Origin of the sequence: Antricoccus suffuscus (genome assembly GCF_003003235.1) — a bacterium.
In the GTDB taxonomy this organism is placed as follows: domain Bacteria; phylum Actinomycetota; class Actinomycetes; order Mycobacteriales; family Antricoccaceae; genus Antricoccus; species Antricoccus suffuscus.
The window spans coordinates 43,374-58,879 of record NZ_PVUE01000005.1; the positions used below are offsets into that span (position 1 = coordinate 43,374).

12 protein-coding genes are annotated in these 15,506 nt (G+C 62.0%); 2 read left to right on the forward strand and 10 right to left on the reverse strand.

All coding sequences use genetic code 11. The annotated features are described in order from the left end of the window. Positions 1-2: 2 nt before the first annotated feature. The 8 genes from CLV47_RS07750 to CLV47_RS07785 form a co-directional block, all read right to left on the reverse strand. Positions 3-1,283, reverse strand: coding sequence for a CaiB/BaiF CoA transferase family protein (locus tag CLV47_RS07750; RefSeq protein WP_106348465.1), 1,281 nt, complete (start codon positions 1,281-1,283; stop codon positions 3-5). Then, positions 1,284-2,387 carry an ABC transporter ATP-binding protein gene (locus tag CLV47_RS07755; RefSeq protein ID WP_106348466.1) on the reverse strand — a complete coding sequence of 368 codons (1,104 nt, stop codon included), beginning with the start codon at positions 2,385-2,387 and terminating at the stop codon, positions 1,284-1,286. It lies immediately after the preceding gene. Next, complete coding sequence (locus CLV47_RS07760) at positions 2,384-3,388, reverse strand: ABC transporter ATP-binding protein (protein ID WP_106348467.1); 1,005 nt, start codon at positions 3,386-3,388, stop codon at positions 2,384-2,386. Before CLV47_RS07760 ends, CLV47_RS07755 begins: the two co-directional genes overlap by 4 nt. Next, positions 3,385-4,359 carry an ABC transporter permease gene (locus CLV47_RS07765; protein WP_106348468.1) on the reverse strand — a complete coding sequence of 325 codons (975 nt, stop codon included), beginning with the start codon at positions 4,357-4,359 and terminating at the stop codon, positions 3,385-3,387. The genes CLV47_RS07760 and CLV47_RS07765 overlap by 4 nt, the downstream gene beginning before the upstream one ends. Continuing rightward, positions 4,356-5,300 carry an ABC transporter permease gene (locus tag CLV47_RS07770; RefSeq protein WP_272946787.1) on the reverse strand — a complete coding sequence of 315 codons (945 nt, stop codon included), beginning with the start codon at positions 5,298-5,300 and terminating at the stop codon, positions 4,356-4,358. The genes CLV47_RS07765 and CLV47_RS07770 overlap by 4 nt, the downstream gene beginning before the upstream one ends. Positions 5,301-5,366: 66 nt before the next feature. After that, on the reverse strand, positions 5,367-6,941 hold the full coding sequence (locus CLV47_RS07775) for an ABC transporter substrate-binding protein (protein WP_146135319.1): 1,575 nt from the start codon (positions 6,939-6,941) through the stop codon (positions 5,367-5,369). Positions 6,942-6,973: 32 nt separating this feature from the next. After that, on the reverse strand, positions 6,974-7,711 hold the full coding sequence (locus CLV47_RS07780) for an enoyl-CoA hydratase-related protein (RefSeq protein WP_106348471.1): 738 nt from the start codon (positions 7,709-7,711) through the stop codon (positions 6,974-6,976). Between the two features lie 66 nt (positions 7,712-7,777). Continuing rightward, entirely contained in the window at positions 7,778-9,928 is a 2,151-nt protein-coding gene (locus CLV47_RS07785) for an acetate--CoA ligase family protein (protein WP_106348472.1), read from the reverse strand. A 192-nt stretch (positions 9,929-10,120) separates the two neighbouring features. Between CLV47_RS07785 and CLV47_RS07790 the strand changes: the two genes are divergently transcribed. Next, complete coding sequence (locus tag CLV47_RS07790; RefSeq protein WP_170110997.1) at positions 10,121-10,843, forward strand: TetR/AcrR family transcriptional regulator; 723 nt, start codon at positions 10,121-10,123, stop codon at positions 10,841-10,843. On the opposite strand, the gene CLV47_RS07795 is transcribed toward CLV47_RS07790, so the two are convergent. Together CLV47_RS07795 and CLV47_RS07800 are read right to left on the reverse strand one after the other, a co-directional pair. Further along, positions 10,833-12,404, reverse strand: a complete 1,572-nt coding sequence (locus tag CLV47_RS07795; RefSeq protein WP_106348474.1) for an ABC transporter substrate-binding protein — start codon at positions 12,402-12,404, stop codon at positions 10,833-10,835. The two genes, CLV47_RS07790 and CLV47_RS07795, sit on opposite strands and share 11 nt — an antisense overlap. Before the next feature lie 130 nt (positions 12,405-12,534). Then, positions 12,535-13,869, reverse strand: coding sequence for a cytochrome P450 (locus CLV47_RS07800; protein WP_106348475.1), 1,335 nt, complete (start codon positions 13,867-13,869; stop codon positions 12,535-12,537). Between the two features lie 336 nt (positions 13,870-14,205). Here CLV47_RS07800 and CLV47_RS07805 point away from each other — a divergent pair, with 336 nt between their 5' ends. Beyond that, complete coding sequence (locus tag CLV47_RS07805) at positions 14,206-15,483, forward strand: MFS transporter (protein ID WP_106348476.1); 1,278 nt, start codon at positions 14,206-14,208, stop codon at positions 15,481-15,483. Positions 15,484-15,506 lie beyond the last annotated feature (23 nt).

Consider the following 15,506-nt stretch of genomic DNA (forward strand, 5'->3'; position numbering starts at 1 on the left):
TTCTACTCCTCGTTACTATTCGGCGACGACACACCGTCACCGGCAACATGTACGGCGCCGGAATCGGCGAGCGTGGAAATTTGTGCCGCGGTGTAACCGATCTCGCTCAAGACAGAGGCCGTGTGCGCGGCAAACGACGGCGTCGGCGGACTGCCGCCCATCGGCGTATCACTCATCCGAATCGGCACGCCGATCCCCCGGAACTTGCCGACGACCGGATGGTCGTACTCGGCAATGAGCCCTTCAGCGATTGCGTGCTCGTCGAAGAGCATCTCCTCGATATGCCGGACTGGGGCTACCGGAATGTCAGCCGCGCGAAGGTCCGCGATCCACTCTTCATTGGTGCGGGTCAGTAGGGCTTCCTTGAGTCTCGCGCCGAACGTCGCCGGCTGTTCGGTCGCCAAGACGGAATCGACGCCGACCAATGCGGCCAGCCGCTCGCGAGTGTTGGGGCTGCCGGCGCCGACGGCAAGAAAACCGTCCTTCGTAGCAAACGCCCGGTAGTGCGCCGTGTGTCCCGGAGGATCGGCGCGGTGCGAGATCCGCTCGGCCTCCACTTCGGCTCGAGTCGCTCTCGCGCGGCGCATGGCCGGGAGGGTCTCGTGCACGAAATCTTCCCGCCAACCGTCTTCGGCGACGTGGTGGGCAAGGGAGTTGTTTTGCAGGGCCAGCGCGCCACCTAGCAGCGCAACGTCGACTCGCTGGCCCTTGCCAGTGTTGGTCCTCGCATACAGTGCAGCGGATATTCCGCCGTACAAGAGCAATGCCGAGGCGTAGTCGGTTGCCTGGACCTCGCTGTGATGCGGCGTACCGTCGTTCTCGGCCGCCAACGAACTCATCAGCCCCGACCTCGCCTGAACGACGACGTCCATGCCCGGCAGCGGCGCTTCGGGACCGATCTGTCCGTACGCGGTCGCCGCTCCGTAGATGGCCCGCGGGTTCAGCGCGGCCACCCGTTCGTAGTCCAGTCCGCGGCGCTTAACCGCCGACGGGCTGAGGTTGATCAGTACGACGTCCGCCAGCTTGATCAGCTCCTCAATGACCGGCGCCGCATCGGGATGCGCAAGGTCGATCGAGACACTCTCCTTGCCGCGGTTCTTGATCAGGAACTGCCGGGTGAACCCGGGCGCAAGTTGCCCCACCCCCGATCGGTAGGCGTCCCCGCGAAGTGGTTCGACCTTGATGACGCGCGCACCGCTGTCGGCTAGTAGCTGGCTGCAGAAAGGTACGACGACGAACTGGCCGAACTCAACGACCGTGATTCCCGCGAATGGTCCTGCCATCTACTTCTCGGCTCCTACTGTTGTCTCGATTATGTCCTCTGGTCCGGTGCCGACGACCGGGCCCGCCGGATTGGTTGGTTTCAGGTCCCCGAGGGGCGATCCGGCGAGGGCGGGTCCGGTGGTCTGCAAGTGACAGGCCACGTCGCCTCCACCATCCACCGATGTCATCGGCGGCATCTGCTGCTTGCAGATATCCATCACATACGCGCACCGGGTCTGAAACGGGCACCCCGACGGCGGATTAGCCGGGTCCGGGAGTTCACCCTTCAACAGAATCCGATTACTCTTCTCCCGGTACGGGCTGGCATCCGGGATCGCCGAGAGCAACACCTGCGTGTACGGGTGCGCCGGATCGTTGTAGACCCGTTCCGCCGGCCCGATCTCCACAATATGGCCCAGATACATGACCGCGACCCGGTGCGAGATGTGCCGCACGATCGCCAGGTCGTGCGCGATGAACAAGTACGACAACCCGAACTCGGTACGCAGCTTCTCCAGCAAGTTGATGACCTGGTTCTGCGTCGATACATCCAACGCCGACACGGCCTCATCACACACAATGAACTTCGGGTTCAACGCCAGTGCCCGCGCGATCGCGACGCGTTGACGCTGCCCACCGGAAAACTCATACGGGTAGCGGTTCACGTGACTCTCTCGCAGCCCGACCAGCTCAAGGAGTTCAACGGCTCGCGCCCGCGCGTCTTTCGCCGACATGCCCTCGTGCACCAGGAGCGGTTCACTGATGCTCGCACCGACCGTGGCCGAGGGATCCAACGAGGAATACGGGTCCTGGAAGATCATCTGCATGTTCCGCCGCGCCGCGCGCAGGGCCTTACCCTTCAGCGCGACCAGATCCTGCCCCGCGACGGTGACGTCGCCGGCGGCGACGGGAACTAGCTGCAGCACCGCCCGGCCCGTCGTCGACTTCCCCGACCCGGACTCCCCGACAAGCCCGAGGGTCTCACCCTCGGCGATCTGGAACGAGACATCCTTCACCGCCCGCACAACACGGGCCTTCTTGAACAGTTCTTTCTTCTCAAACGTGACATCGAGGCCACGCACATCCACCAGCGGGGCCTGGGTACTCGAATTCGGCGTGCTCATTTCGCTCCCTCCAGTGTCAGCTCCGCGATCCGCGCACAGCGACTCGCCCGCCCGTCACCGAGTCGCTCCAGCGGAATCACCCCGCTACGGCATACATCGGTGGTGTACTTACAGCGCGGGTTGAACCGGCACCCGCCGGGCATCGCCCACGGCTCGGGCGTCCGGCCGGGGATCGACGCGAGCTGCTCGCCCCGCTCACCAAGCTGCGGCATCGCAGTCAACAACCCCTCTGTGTAGGGATGTTTCGGCTGCACGAACAAGTCCCGCCCGACAGCGGTCTCCACAACCTCACCGGCATACATCACCACAACCTTGTCGCACAACTCCGACACAACGCCGAGGTCGTGGGTGATGAAAATGATCCCGGTCCCGGTCTCATCGCGCAGCTTGCTCAGCAACTCCAGAATCTGCGCCTGCACCGTCACATCCAGCGCCGTCGTCGGCTCATCGGCGATCAGCAGCTTCGGATCGCACACGAGCGCCATCGCGATCATCGCCCGCTGACGCATACCCCCGGAAAACTCGTGCGGATAATCCCTGACCCGCCGGCTCGCGTTCGGGATACCCACCAGGTCGAGCATCTGCGCGGCCCGGTCCATCGCGGCCTTCTTCTTACCACCCCGATGCTGCCGATACGCCTCGGCGATCTGGTCGCCGATCGTGAACGCCGGGTTCAGGCTCGTCATCGGCTCCTGGAAGATCATCGAGATCTCGTTACCGCGGATCTTGCGAAGCTCGGCTGGCGGCATCTCGGTCAGGTCTTTGTCCCGATACCAGATATGCCCCCCGGACTTACGGCCCGGTGGCTGTGGAATCAGCCCTAGAATCGACAGGCTCGTCACGGTCTTACCCGAACCGGACTCCCCCACCAATCCCACGATCTCATTCGGCGCCACATCGAAGGAGACTCCGTTGACGACGTTCGCCCATCCGTGATCGGTAGCGAAGTCGACCTGCAAGTCCTCGATCCGAAGCAGCGGCTGCGTGGAGGTGTCGCTCATTTGTCTCCCTTACGGGTTTCCCGGCCGAACGAGTCACGCAGACCGTCGCCGATCAAGTTGAAAGAAAGCGTCGCCAGCGCGATCGCGATACCCGGATACACCACCAGCATCGGCGTACTACGGATGTCGGCGAACCCGCGCCCGAGCATGTTGCCCCAACTCGGCGTCGGCGGGATCACGCCCAGACCCAGCAGGCTCAACGCCGCCTCGGCCAGCAGCGCCGCGGCCAACAACAGCGAGATCTGGACCAGCAGCGGCGAAAGGATGTTCGGCAGTATCCGCTTGCGGATGATGGTCATGCTCGGCGTGCCGATGCTGATCGAGGCCTCGATATAAGTCTCGGCGCGCACCCCGAGAGTCGAGCTTCGCACGATCCGGAACAACCGCGGTGAGTACACAACGCCCAGCGCCGTCATCGCCGTAGTCAGACCAGGACCCGTCGCGGCGATGATCGCGATCGCCAGCACAATCGCCGGAAACGTCATGAGCACGTCCGCTGCCCGGCTCAGTAGCCAGTCAGCCTTGCCGCCGACGTAACCGGCGAGCATCCCCAACGGCACTCCGACCACGACCGCGATACCCACGGCCAGTGCGGCCGCCGCCAATGACGCGCGGCCGGCGTACATCAACCTGCTCAGAGTGTCCCGGCCAAGGGAGTCGGTGCCGAGCCAATGCTGCACCGTCGGCCCCGACAACCGGTTGACGACATCGATCTCGTCCGGCCGATACGGCGCGATCAGCGGCGCCGCGACCGCCACCACAATGATCAGCAGCAACACCACGCTGGCCACGACCGCGAGCTTGTTGCCCCAGAACCGGCGCGCGAACCGCTTCAGCCCAATAGTGCGTATCGACTGCGACTGCGGGGCTACTGCCTCGCCCGCTCCAATAGCGGCCTCGTCGGCCGATGTCTCATCGGCCGCGGCATCCGCGACGATCTCTGGTTCTTGTGCTTCGTTGTTGTCGCTCATGCTTTCCTGATCCTCGGGTTGAAGTAGCCGTAGGACACATCAACGATCAAGTTGATCAGCAGAATGAGCGCCGCGGTAAACAGCAACACTCCCTGCACCATCGGGAAGTCCCGCGCGAACACCGACTGATACGCCAACTGGCCCAGTCCCGGCAGGACGAACAGTTGCTCGATCACGACCGTGCCGCCGATCAGCCGGTTGGCCTCGATACCGAAAACTGTCACCACCGGAACGGCCGCGTTCTTCAACGCGTGCTTCGCGATCACCCGTTTACGAGTCAAGCCCTTGGCGTCCGCGGTCCGGATGTAGTCCTCAGTCATCACCGTCGCGACCGAGGCCCGGGTCTGCCGCGCGATCACCGCCATCGGCGCGATAGCCAACGACAACGCGGGAATGATCAGATGCTTGAACCACTCAAACGGATTATCGGTCAACCCGACATAGCTCGTCGCCGGCAGTATCGGGTTGTTAATCGCAAACAACAACACCAGGATCATCCCGACCCAGAAATACGGCAACGCCACGCCCACACTCGCGCCTACCGTCGCAAGACGATCAATCCAGCTACCGGGACGCAGACCCGCGACCAGGCCGAGCGCGACACCAAGAATCGCCGCAAGCAGCAACGCCAGGAACGTCAACGACAATGTCACCGGTAACCGGCTCAGGATCGAGGACCACACGTCTTCACCGGTAAACAGTGACTTACCGAGATCAGCGTGAAAAGCATCGGTGAGCCAATGCCAATACTGCAGCAGGAACGGGTCGTTGAACCCGAGTTTCTCACGGACCGCTTCGATCTGATCCGGAGTGGGGTTCTGACCGGCAAGCGCGACCGCGGGATCACCCGGGACCAACACAATCAAGCTATAGATAAGGAAACTGACGACGAGTAGCAAAGGAATCGTCATCGCTAAACGGGTGCCGAAAAGGCGAAGCACGAGGGGCCTCCGTTGCCTGGGTGGGGCCGGCCATAAACCTGACCGACCCCACCAGAGGTTGACTGACTACTTCTTGATTGCCACTCCGCGGAACTGCCGCGTGGCGTCGGCGAAGATCTCGACGCCCATCACCTTCTTGTTCATCGTGAATGGTGTCGTGAGGTGGCACAGGACAATGTCCGGAACAACCGCGTCGTACGCCGCCTTGTAGAGCTTCTTGTACGTCTTCGCGCGTTCGTCCGTCGTGGCCCCAGCCTTCCCTTCCTCATTGAGCTTCGTGATCTCCGGATCCGACCAGTTGCCCGGATTGTTGAAGCCGCCCTTGATGTAGTACGACTCGATCTGGATGCTCGGGTCGGACTCTGCCTTCTGTTCGGACATCTGCGCGTCGGCGGTCTTGCTTACCGAGAAGTCGTCGGCCAGCTTGTTGATTTCGACGGGGACGATGTTCATCTTCACACCGACCTCTTGCAAGTTGGCCTGAATTACTTCGGCCAGCTGCTGATAGAGATCGAGGTTGATGACCTCCATCGTGAACTCGAAACCATTCGTCAGCCCGGCCTTCTTGAGCAGGTCCTTAGCCTTCTGCGGGTCATACGGGTACTTGTCGGCAGTCAAGTCAGGATCTGACGCGAAGTAGGACTCTGGGTACATCTGTCCACCGGGCTCGCAGAATCCGTTAGTGACTGCGGCCAGCGACTTGCGATCGATCGCATAGTTGAGAGCCTGGCGCACTTCCTTCTTGCTGAACTCCGACTTCTCGGTGTTCAGAGCTATCTGGTAGCTCGATAAACTCGGTGCTTCACAGACAACCAGTCCGGCCTGTTTTGCCGGGTCGTACATGCTTGCCCGCAAGAACGTCGTATCCGCCGCACCGCTGATCACGGAGTTGAGGCGAGCGTTGTCGTCACCTGAGACGAGGTAGACCATCTTGGCGACCCGCAGATCGTCGGGCGACCAGTAGTTTTTCACCGCGGTGTATTCGACCTTGCTGCCCGGGGTGTATCCGCTGAGGGTAAATGCTCCAGATCCACCGGTCGGAGTCAGCGCCTGGTTGGGGTCATCGAAGACCGAGGGGCTCATCATCATGCCGGCCGAGCTAGCGAGGACGGCAACCAGCGGCGCCGCACCGTTTGCGGTGTCGATCTTGACGGTGTCCGCATCCACGACCGTCACATTCGTGACGTCACTCAGTGCCTGCTCATTCCAACTACCGGCGGCCCGGTGCCGATCCAGGTTTGCCTTAACAGATGCGGCATCGAACGGCGTTCCGTCGTGGTACTTCCAGTTCGGGATCAGCTCGAGTGTCATCGACTTGCCGTCGATAGACCACTTTTTGGCCAGCATCGGCTCCGGATTGCCCTTAGCGTCGATGTGCACCAGGCTGTCGTAGATCGGGTACAGGTACATCTGGCTGTTGTTTGTGGTGATCTTGTCCGGATCGAAGCTGGTGTTACCGACGCTGTAGATCCATGTGAAAGTGGCCGAGGGGTCGTTTGTCCCCTTTTCGTACGCCGGGCAGGCGGACGTTTCCGCTTTGCGTTCGGACTTACCGGTGGAGCTGCTTCCACCGGAACTGCAGGCAGTGGCGAAGGCCAGGCAGGCGGCCATCACCACTGCCACTGTCAGTTTGTTACGCATCTGCGTTCTCCTAATGAATGGTTGGAAGTGGGTCACGAGCTGTTGCGGCGGCGCTGCGACCACATCTGAATGCCGCGTTCGAATTGCAGGCCTGCGTCCCAGCCCATGCCGCCCGTCTCGGCCTCGGCGCGGAATGACCGGGTGGCCTCGCGGGACAGTTCGGGGTCTTTCGCTGGGCGCGATGCGAGTTCGAAGGCCAGTGCCTCGACTTCGGCGTCGTCGACTGCCTTCCACGCCAGTCCGATCTCGACCGCGCGTTCACCGTTGATCTCTTCTTGGAACAAGCCCATCGCCGCAGTGCCCTCACGGCCCGCGGTCCGGGAAGAAATCGTGAAGTAGCCGCCGCCTGGGTGCAAGCCGATCTTGAGGAAGCCCGAGATGAGACGCGCGTTCTTCGCCACGATTCGCATGTCGGTCGCGAGTGCGAGGTTCATTCCCGCGCCGACGGCAGCGCCGCGGACCGCCGCGACGGTGGGAACGGTGAGTTTGCCGACCCGCGTAAACGCTCGGTATACCGCGCCAGATTCCTTGTAGGTCTTGTCTTCTGCTTGGTCGCTGCCCGGCTGCCAGCGGCGGCGGTCGGCCCCGGAGCAGAATGTCCCCGCAGCGCCCTGTACGACGGCGGCTCCGATGCTCATGTCGCCATCGATCTCATCGCAGAAGCCGGCGAGCTCCCGACCCATGTCGGGAGTGAGGCCGTTTTTGACCTCCGGCGAGTCGATCGTCAGAATCGCGACGCCGTCCTTCTTCTCAAAGCCGATCTTTCCCATACGTGGTGTCCCCTTACGGTTGTGTTTGTTGGTAGTTATGGCTGCGCCCGGTGGCGCCGACTGTGTTTACGCCGGTGTGGCACTGATGAGTACGTCGACGGCGCATGCGCCCCGGCCTTTGGGCGCGACAATTAGCGGGTTGATCTCAAACTCAATGACCCGGTCGGCGAACTGCTCGATCAAACGGCCGACGGCGACAATCGCATCTACCGCAGACTCGATGTCTGCGACGGGCGCGCCACGAAATCCATCGAGTAGCGGCCAGCCTCGCAACTTCTCGAGCATGCGACGAGCCACTTCCGCGGTCACCGGCGCGATCTGCGAGATGACGTCCTGATAAATCTCCGTAGTCACACCGCCGATGCCGACCGTGACCGTCGCCGGAAACCCGTCACCGGTGCTCGTCGCGCCGACAATGAGCTCTACACCGGTCGGGATCATCTCCTGGACCAGCACGCCCGCGGCGTCAATACCGTTAGCAGCCGCGATACCCATCAGCCGGTCGTATTCCACACCGGAGTCTTCCGCGGCGACGCCTAGGACGACGCCGCCCACATCCGACTTATGCGCAAGATCCGGCGCATGCACCTTCAGCACGACCTGGCCGCCCATCTCGGCCGCCGCCTGCGCGGCCTCCGCCGCGTTACGCGCCAGGACCGACCGCGGGCGGGCAATGCCTAACGCGTCGAGAAGGTCTTCAGACTCAGCGTCTCCAGCGGCACAAGCCTCGGTCAGCGCGCGCAACTCGCCGGCGTTGCCCTCCGGCTCCCGGGCGGACTTTACTGCGCGCACCCCGAGATCGTTGGCTGTCGGCGCGATATGGCCGATCGTGCGGGCAACGTCGCCAACCGAGGCGAACACGGGAAACCCGTGTTCTCGGTAGACCGCACGCCCCTCGGTCGTCTGTTCACGACCCGCGAGCCAGCTGACGAAGACCGGTTTGCCGGCAGTGCGCGAGGCCTCGACCACGGCGTCAGCGAGCCGTGCGCCACGCTCACCGGTCACCATTGTCAGCACCACGCACACCGCGTCCACCGACTCGTCACGCGCGACCGTCTTACACACCTCACCAAATGCAGCTGTGCCATTGGGCTTGTTCAAGATCTGAGCGGTCACGTCGACCGGGTTCGAGGTAGCACCGAAGTCCGGCACGTCTATCTCCAGCGCCGTCTGCGTCACCTCTGCGAGCTCGGGAACGCCGATACCGTTGAGCTCGAAGTGATCGGCCGCAAGAATCCCCGCCCCACCCGACGTCGTCACGATGCCGACCCTCCGGCCCACCATCGGCGTCGTCGAGGCCAGCGCGGCACCAACTGCCAACAACTCGTCGACATCGTCAACGAGGATCACGCCGTACGCCTGCGCGGTGAGCACCAGCGAGATGTCGTCGCCGAGCATTGCACCGGTGTGTGATGCGGCCGCTTTGCGCCCGACACTCGAACGCCCCGAGCGCAGCATCACCAACCGTTTGCCTCGCGAGTGTGCCTTCGCGGCAAGCGCCACGAAGCTCGCGCCGTCGGTGATGCCCTCGGCATACAGCAGGACCACGCGCACACCGTCATCGTCGAGCAGTGCCGTCGCTACCTCGACCAGTGACAGGTCGGCCTGATTCCCGGTACTAGCCCAAGCGGTCAACCCGAGACCCATCTCCGTGGACAGATCCAGCACCGAGCCGCCGATCGCGCCGCTCTGACCGACGTATGCGACTCCACTCGGAGGCGGCAACGGCCGATCCGCCGCGCCGGTGAAGGTCCCGATCAGGCCAGTCTCGTTGTTGATCACGCCTTGACAATTCGGACCAAGGACGCGCACGTTTGCCGCGCGCGCCGCCTCCGCAAGCTCCTGCTGCAGCGCCGCGCCGTCCGGCCCGATCTCGGCGAACCCGGACGCGAACACGACCACGGCCTTCGCTGCGACCTCTCCGGCTTGACGAACGACGTCGACGACACCTGCTGCCGGCACCATGCTCAGCACCAGGTCGACCGGCGCACCGATCGATGCCAGCGATGGGTAGCACTTGAGCCCGCGCAGCTCCTCGTAGTTTGGATTCACCGGATACAGCGCTCCCGCGAATTCGCTGCGCAGCAAGTACTGCAGCGGCCGCGAAGTAAGGCTTACTTCCTTTCCAGATATACCGACGATCGCGATAGAACGCGGGTGGAACAGGGCGGCGAGCAGATCGCCTTCTGCGGACGTAACGGGGCGCGTCTGCGGCACTGAAGCTCCTTGCGCATTGGATCCCGGACTCAGGGACGAGGTAAGCGGCGAGTTAAATTGACATCGATGTCACTATCAACTAAACCTGATGTCGATGTCAATATCGCGTAGACAATGAACTACGTCGTAACCAAATCGATACATCACGACAGCGCAAAATCCACACCAAGGAACGAATGGACCAGGTCGCGAATGATCGACGAGCCGGCGCCATCGGGCGCCACACCCGAACCCAGAACGGCGTTAACGAAAGGCCAGCGCACTCGCTATAACTTGCTCATCTCCGCCGAGTCCGTCTTCGAACGGCTCGGCTTTCTCGACGCGCGGGTAGCGGACATCGCGGCCGAAGCCAAGGTCGCACACGGCACTTTCTATACATACTTCGAGTCGAAGACGGACATCTTCCGCGCGGTGCTCACCGAATTCCTGCCCCCCATTTATCAGAAGAGCGACTATGGGGGCGCCACGAACCCCACGCCGTTTCAGCGCGTCGAGTTTGGGAACAGGCGGTTTCTGGACGTGTATCGCGGCAACTCGAAGATGCTCGCGCTACTCGAGCAGGCCGCAACCTTCGACCCTGAAGTGAAGGTCCTACGCACAAAGCTTCGCCACACTGCCGAACGCCGGATTCGTCGAAACATCATCCGGATGCAGGAAGACAACATCGTCGATCCCGGCCTGGACGCCGAGATCGCCGCAAGCTGCCTCGTTGCGATGGCTACGCATTCGTTCTACACCTGGCTCGTCACGGACAAGCGCGACTACGACATGGAGAGCGCGGTCATCACACTGAGCCGCCTGTGGGGCAACGCCCTCGGGCTCAAGTCCGAAAGTAGCGATCGACCTGAGTACAGGTCAGTGACGAGTACGACCAAGGGGGTAGTTGAATCCCTCGATCTCGACGCTACTTCTTAATCGCCACCCCTCGGAATTGGCGCGACGCATCGGCGTAGATCTCGACGCCCATTGTTTTCTTATTCATCGTGAATGGGGTCGTGAGGTGACACAGTGTGATGTTCGGCGCGACCGCGTCGTACACCGCCTGGTAGAGCTTCTTGTAGGTCGCCGACCGCTCCTCCGTGGTAGCACCGGCCTTCGCCTCGTCGTTCAGGCTGGTGACCTTATCGTCCGAGAAGTTCCCCGGATTGTTGAATCCGCCCTTGATGTAGTAAGACTCGATCTGGATGCTTGGATCAGACTCGGCCTTCTGCTCGAACAGCAGCGCTTCTGCCGTCTTATTGACAGAGAAGTCCTCGGCGAGCTTACCCAGATCCGCAGGAATGATTTCCATCTTCACGCCGATTTCGGCAAGGTTGGCCTGCACGATTTCAGCCATCTGCGTGTAGATATCGGCGCTCGACACCTCAACAGTAAATCCAAAGCCGTTCTTTAGCCCGGCCTTTTCGAGCAAATCCTTCGCCTTCCCCGGGTCGTACGCATAGTCTTCCTCGGTGAGATCAGGGTTCGACGCGTAGTACGACGTCGGATACATCTGAACTCCTGGTTTACAGAAGCCGTCGAGCACCGACGCGATGGCAGAGCGGTCGATAGCATAGTTCAGAGCCTGACGCACTTCAGGCTTGCCAAACTCGGATTTCTCGACGTTGAGGTTGATCGTGTACGACGACAGGCTCGGCGCTTCGCAGACGACGAGGCCGGCCTGTTTTGCCGGCTCGTACATGCTGGCCCGCAAGAACGTCGAGTCGGAGGAGCCACTGATGACCGAGTTCAAGCGCGCGTTGTCGTCGGTGGAGACGAGGTAGACCATTCTCGCGACGTGCAGAGAGTCTGGATCCCAGTACTTATCGACCGCGAGGTATTCGGCGGAGGTCGCCGACGCATACTCGCCCAGCTTGAATGCGCCCGATCCTCCCGTAGGAGTCAGCGCCTGACTGGGATCGTCGAAGACCGCCGGGCTCATCATCATGCCGGCTGAGCTCGCTAGCACTGAGACTAGCGGCGCGGCGCCGTTCGTAGTCTCGATCTTCACCGTGTCGCTGTCCACGACGGTCACACCGGTGACATCCTTGAGAGCAGCTTCGTTCCACGACCCCTTGGCACGATGCCTGTCCAGGTTCGCCTTGACCGACGCCGCATCAAAGGACGTGCCGTCGTGGTAGGTCCAGCCCTGGATCAGGTCCAAGGTCATCGACTTGCCGTCGACGGCCCACTTCTTTGCCAGCATCGGCTCTGGCGAGCCCTCGGCGTTTATCCGCACCAGGCTGTCGTAGATCGGGTACAGGTACATCTGGCTGTTGTTCGTGGTGATTTTGTCCGGATCAAAGCTCGTATTCCCGGCCGTGTACATCCATGTGAACGTCGCCGTGTTGTCCACGACCCCCTTTTCTACCGCGGGACATTCCGACGTTTTTGCGGCCCGTTCGGCTTTTCCGGTGTTGCTCTTGCCGCTGGAACTACAGGCCGTGGCGAGGACCAAGCACGCCGTAATGGCAGCGATCGTCAACCTTCTGGGCATTCTGGACTCCTTGACTACGACATGACAGATCCGCGCGGCGGCGCGACGTATGGTTCAAGTTAAATGATGCCGACGTCACTATCATGTACCGGAAAAGATATGTCAACAGGCCTTGCGCTCGCGCGCGAGATCAGAGACTAGAGTCCGGGGAAGATTCCTTATAGGAATGCGCTTTTAGGGTGAGCCTCTGGGCGTGGCTGCCGGCATCGACTCTGACCGGCAGGCGGCGTACGCCGCGGATCACGCGCGATGGTCGGATCGGCACCTTCCCGTTCAGTCGCAGCGTCGGCATCCGCTCGGCGATAACGCGTAGCGCGATAGTGGCCTCGAGTCGCGCCAACGAAGCACCGACGCAGTAGTGAATTCCGCTAGAGAACGCGAGGTGGTTTGACGCGTCGACGCGCGTGATGTCGTAGCGGCCGGGTTGGTCGAACACCTTCGGGTCGCGTCCGGCGGCTGCCAGAATCGGAATCACCCATGAGCCCTTGCGTACCAGTCGGCCGCCGATCTCGATGTCCTCACGGGCAACGCGCGACGTGAGCTGCACGGGCGGGTCAAAGCGCAGCGTTTCCTCGACCGCGCCCGCAGCGAGCCCAGGGTCCTCGACGAGTCGGTCCCATTGGTCGCGGTGTCGCATCAACTGGTGAATGGCGTTGCCGATCAGATTTACGGTGGTCTCAAATCCAGCGACCAGCAGCAAGGTACACAGCGGCATCATCTCGTCGGCGGAGATCGTGTCGCCTTCATGCTGTGCAAGAGTGGTCAGCATGTCTTCGCGCGGGTCGGTTCGCCGTTGCTCGATCAGCGGTTCGAACATCTCGCGCAGCGCGTCGCGGGCGGACGTCGCCTCGCGCATATGTCGCATGGACTGCGGGCCGTCCAGCAGCCCGCCAAGCGCGGTGCCGTAACGCACGAACGCCACGTCATCGACATCATCGACGCCGAGCAACTGGCTGATGATCGCGATTGGCAGCGGCGCCGCGATGAGCTTCTGCAGATCGAAGTTGCCTCGCGCAATGGCACGATCCACAATCTCCTGGACCAGCGTTTCGATTCGCTCTTCGTACGCCGCCATGCGACGAGGCGTGAACGCAGGCGCGGCTACCCTGCGTACCCGCGTATGGTCTGGCGGATCCATCTCCAGGAGCGAGAGGTCAACGACGCGGTCGAAGGGTGAGTTGTCATCGCGCCCAACGGTGCCGAAGCTGCGGCTCGTCAGCACTTGTTTGCAGACGTCATGGTGAGCGGTCGCGTAGACGCCTTTCGCGAGCCCGCGGGCGATCGGCCCTTCGGCGCGGATACGTTCGTACTGGGGGTACGGGTTCGCGTGCCACGGCGATATCGAGGACCTTGCCAACGGATTCCCGCGCACTCGCCCGACGTATTGCAGGTAGCACTTCGTCATGTATAACGACGAGAGAAACCGGGCGGCGCGGACCAGCTCTTCGCGCGAGGACAGTTTCATCCAACTACCTCCGGTACTTCGGTGCCATCGCTGCGCGATAGCTCGGGCGAGTTGTGCCATCGCCAACGTTACCCACGAGTCGCAGCAGCGGCCAATCCTCGCGATTGGACGTGTCAAATCTCTGTTAACGGAGTGTCAAATTATAGAACATGATTCTATAACAGGCCTTGACTTCGGGATTTGAATCAGGCTTTATGTGACGGAAGGCGCTGGTCACGACCAGCGTCTCTTCCACCGGCATCCGATGGTCACACCTGGAGGAACACCTTGGCATTGTCCTGGACCCGCGAACTGGATGAGTATCCAGTCGGCGGTCAACGTCGAAAATTCCTGTTTATGGCCGTTCTGGCGAGCCTCATCTGCTCTTACGAGGCGGCGATCGCACCGGCCGTACCGCTGCTGCTACCCGATCTGCACATGGACCTGGTGACCTACGGCCTCATCACCGCATCCGCGCTGGTCGTCGGGGCGCTGGCGGGCATGGTCGCGGGTCCGCTCTCGGACAAGCTCGGACGGGTGCGCATCCTCATCCCGTTGATGGGGCTGACCTCCATACTGGCCTTCACGATGACCCTCGTCGACACGCCGACCCACCTGGTCATTGTGCGCTGTGTGCTGGCGCTGGTCGAAGGCATGGCAATCACGACCACCGCGCCATTGGTGCGTGACTACTCGCCGCGGATGGGACGCGCGCAAGCGTTCGGATTCTGGGCGTGGGGTCCTGTCGGCGCCAACTTCATTTCCGCCGGGATCGCGTCGCTCACCTTGCCAATGTTCAACAACGCTTGGCAATCGCAGTTCATCATCATTGGCACACTTTCGCTCATCGCCTCCGTGGTGATCGCGCTCAACATCGCCGATCTCTCTCCGCGCCTGCGGGCGGAGGTCCTGGAAACCGAGAAGGTGGTCATTGAGAACGCCGAGGGCGCACCCCCGGCTAAGTTCTCCACGCTCCTGACCAATCCCATGGTCTGGGCACACGTCATTGGAATATCGGCGTTCCTGCTGCTCTACCTCACCGTCACCGGCTTCGGGCAGCTCATCATTACCACGACATTCCACAAATCAGCGGCCGAAGCATCGTTCATCATGGCCATGTTCTGGGTACTGAATCTGACCACACTTTTCCTGGCCGGTCGGTGGTCGGACACCTTGCAGCTGCGGCGGATATTCAGCCTCGTCTTCTCAGTGCTGTCTCTGGTGGTGATGATCTACTTTGCGACGCTGCTTGGCGATCCGAACACGTCGACCGTCACGCTCGCCATTACGGGCGCGATTCTCGGTGGCGCGATGGGTGCGGCGTACAGCCCATGGATGGCCAACTACTCAGAGAACTCCGAAGACCTCGATCCGCGTCTGCAAGGCTTGACGTGGGGCATCTTCTACCTCGTCGTTCGGTTGGCGTCGGTCGCCCTCACGATCATCGCGCCGATCATCGTCAAGCAGACCGGCTCCTGGCAGACCTGGATCATCGTCTGCGTCGTTGGCGTGGCCGTGTTCATCGTATTGATGCCCTTCTACAAGGGTCCGTGGACTCGTGCCCAGCTGGCGGCTACCCAGGCGCCCGTTGGCGATATCTCAAGCCGCGAGGATCCTGTGGTTACCAAGAGGTAATCCAACCGAGCAGTCAGCGAACG

Excerpts from the sequence above, each read along its gene's own strand:
- CLV47_RS07790 (WP_170110997.1), top strand. The coding sequence starts at position 10,121 with ATGATCGACGAGCCGGCGCCATCGGGCGCCACACCCGAACCCAGAACG.
- CLV47_RS07765 (WP_106348468.1), bottom strand. The coding sequence starts at position 4,359 with ATGAGCGACAACAACGAAGCACAAGAACCAGAGATCGTCGCGGATGCC.
- CLV47_RS07775 (WP_146135319.1), bottom strand. The coding sequence starts at position 6,941 with ATGCGTAACAAACTGACAGTGGCAGTGGTGATGGCCGCCTGCCTGGCC.
- CLV47_RS07800 (WP_106348475.1), bottom strand. The coding sequence starts at position 13,869 with ATGAAACTGTCCTCGCGCGAAGAGCTGGTCCGCGCCGCCCGGTTTCTC.
- CLV47_RS07755 (WP_106348466.1), bottom strand. The coding sequence starts at position 2,387 with ATGAGCACGCCGAATTCGAGTACCCAGGCCCCGCTGGTGGATGTGCGT.
- CLV47_RS07795 (WP_106348474.1), bottom strand. The coding sequence starts at position 12,404 with ATGCCCAGAAGGTTGACGATCGCTGCCATTACGGCGTGCTTGGTCCTC.
- CLV47_RS07760 (WP_106348467.1), bottom strand. The coding sequence starts at position 3,388 with ATGAGCGACACCTCCACGCAGCCGCTGCTTCGGATCGAGGACTTGCAG.
- CLV47_RS07805 (WP_106348476.1), top strand. The coding sequence starts at position 14,206 with ATGGCCGTTCTGGCGAGCCTCATCTGCTCTTACGAGGCGGCGATCGCA.
- CLV47_RS07780 (WP_106348471.1), bottom strand. The coding sequence starts at position 7,711 with ATGGGAAAGATCGGCTTTGAGAAGAAGGACGGCGTCGCGATTCTGACG.
- CLV47_RS07750 (WP_106348465.1), bottom strand. The coding sequence starts at position 1,283 with ATGGCAGGACCATTCGCGGGAATCACGGTCGTTGAGTTCGGCCAGTTC.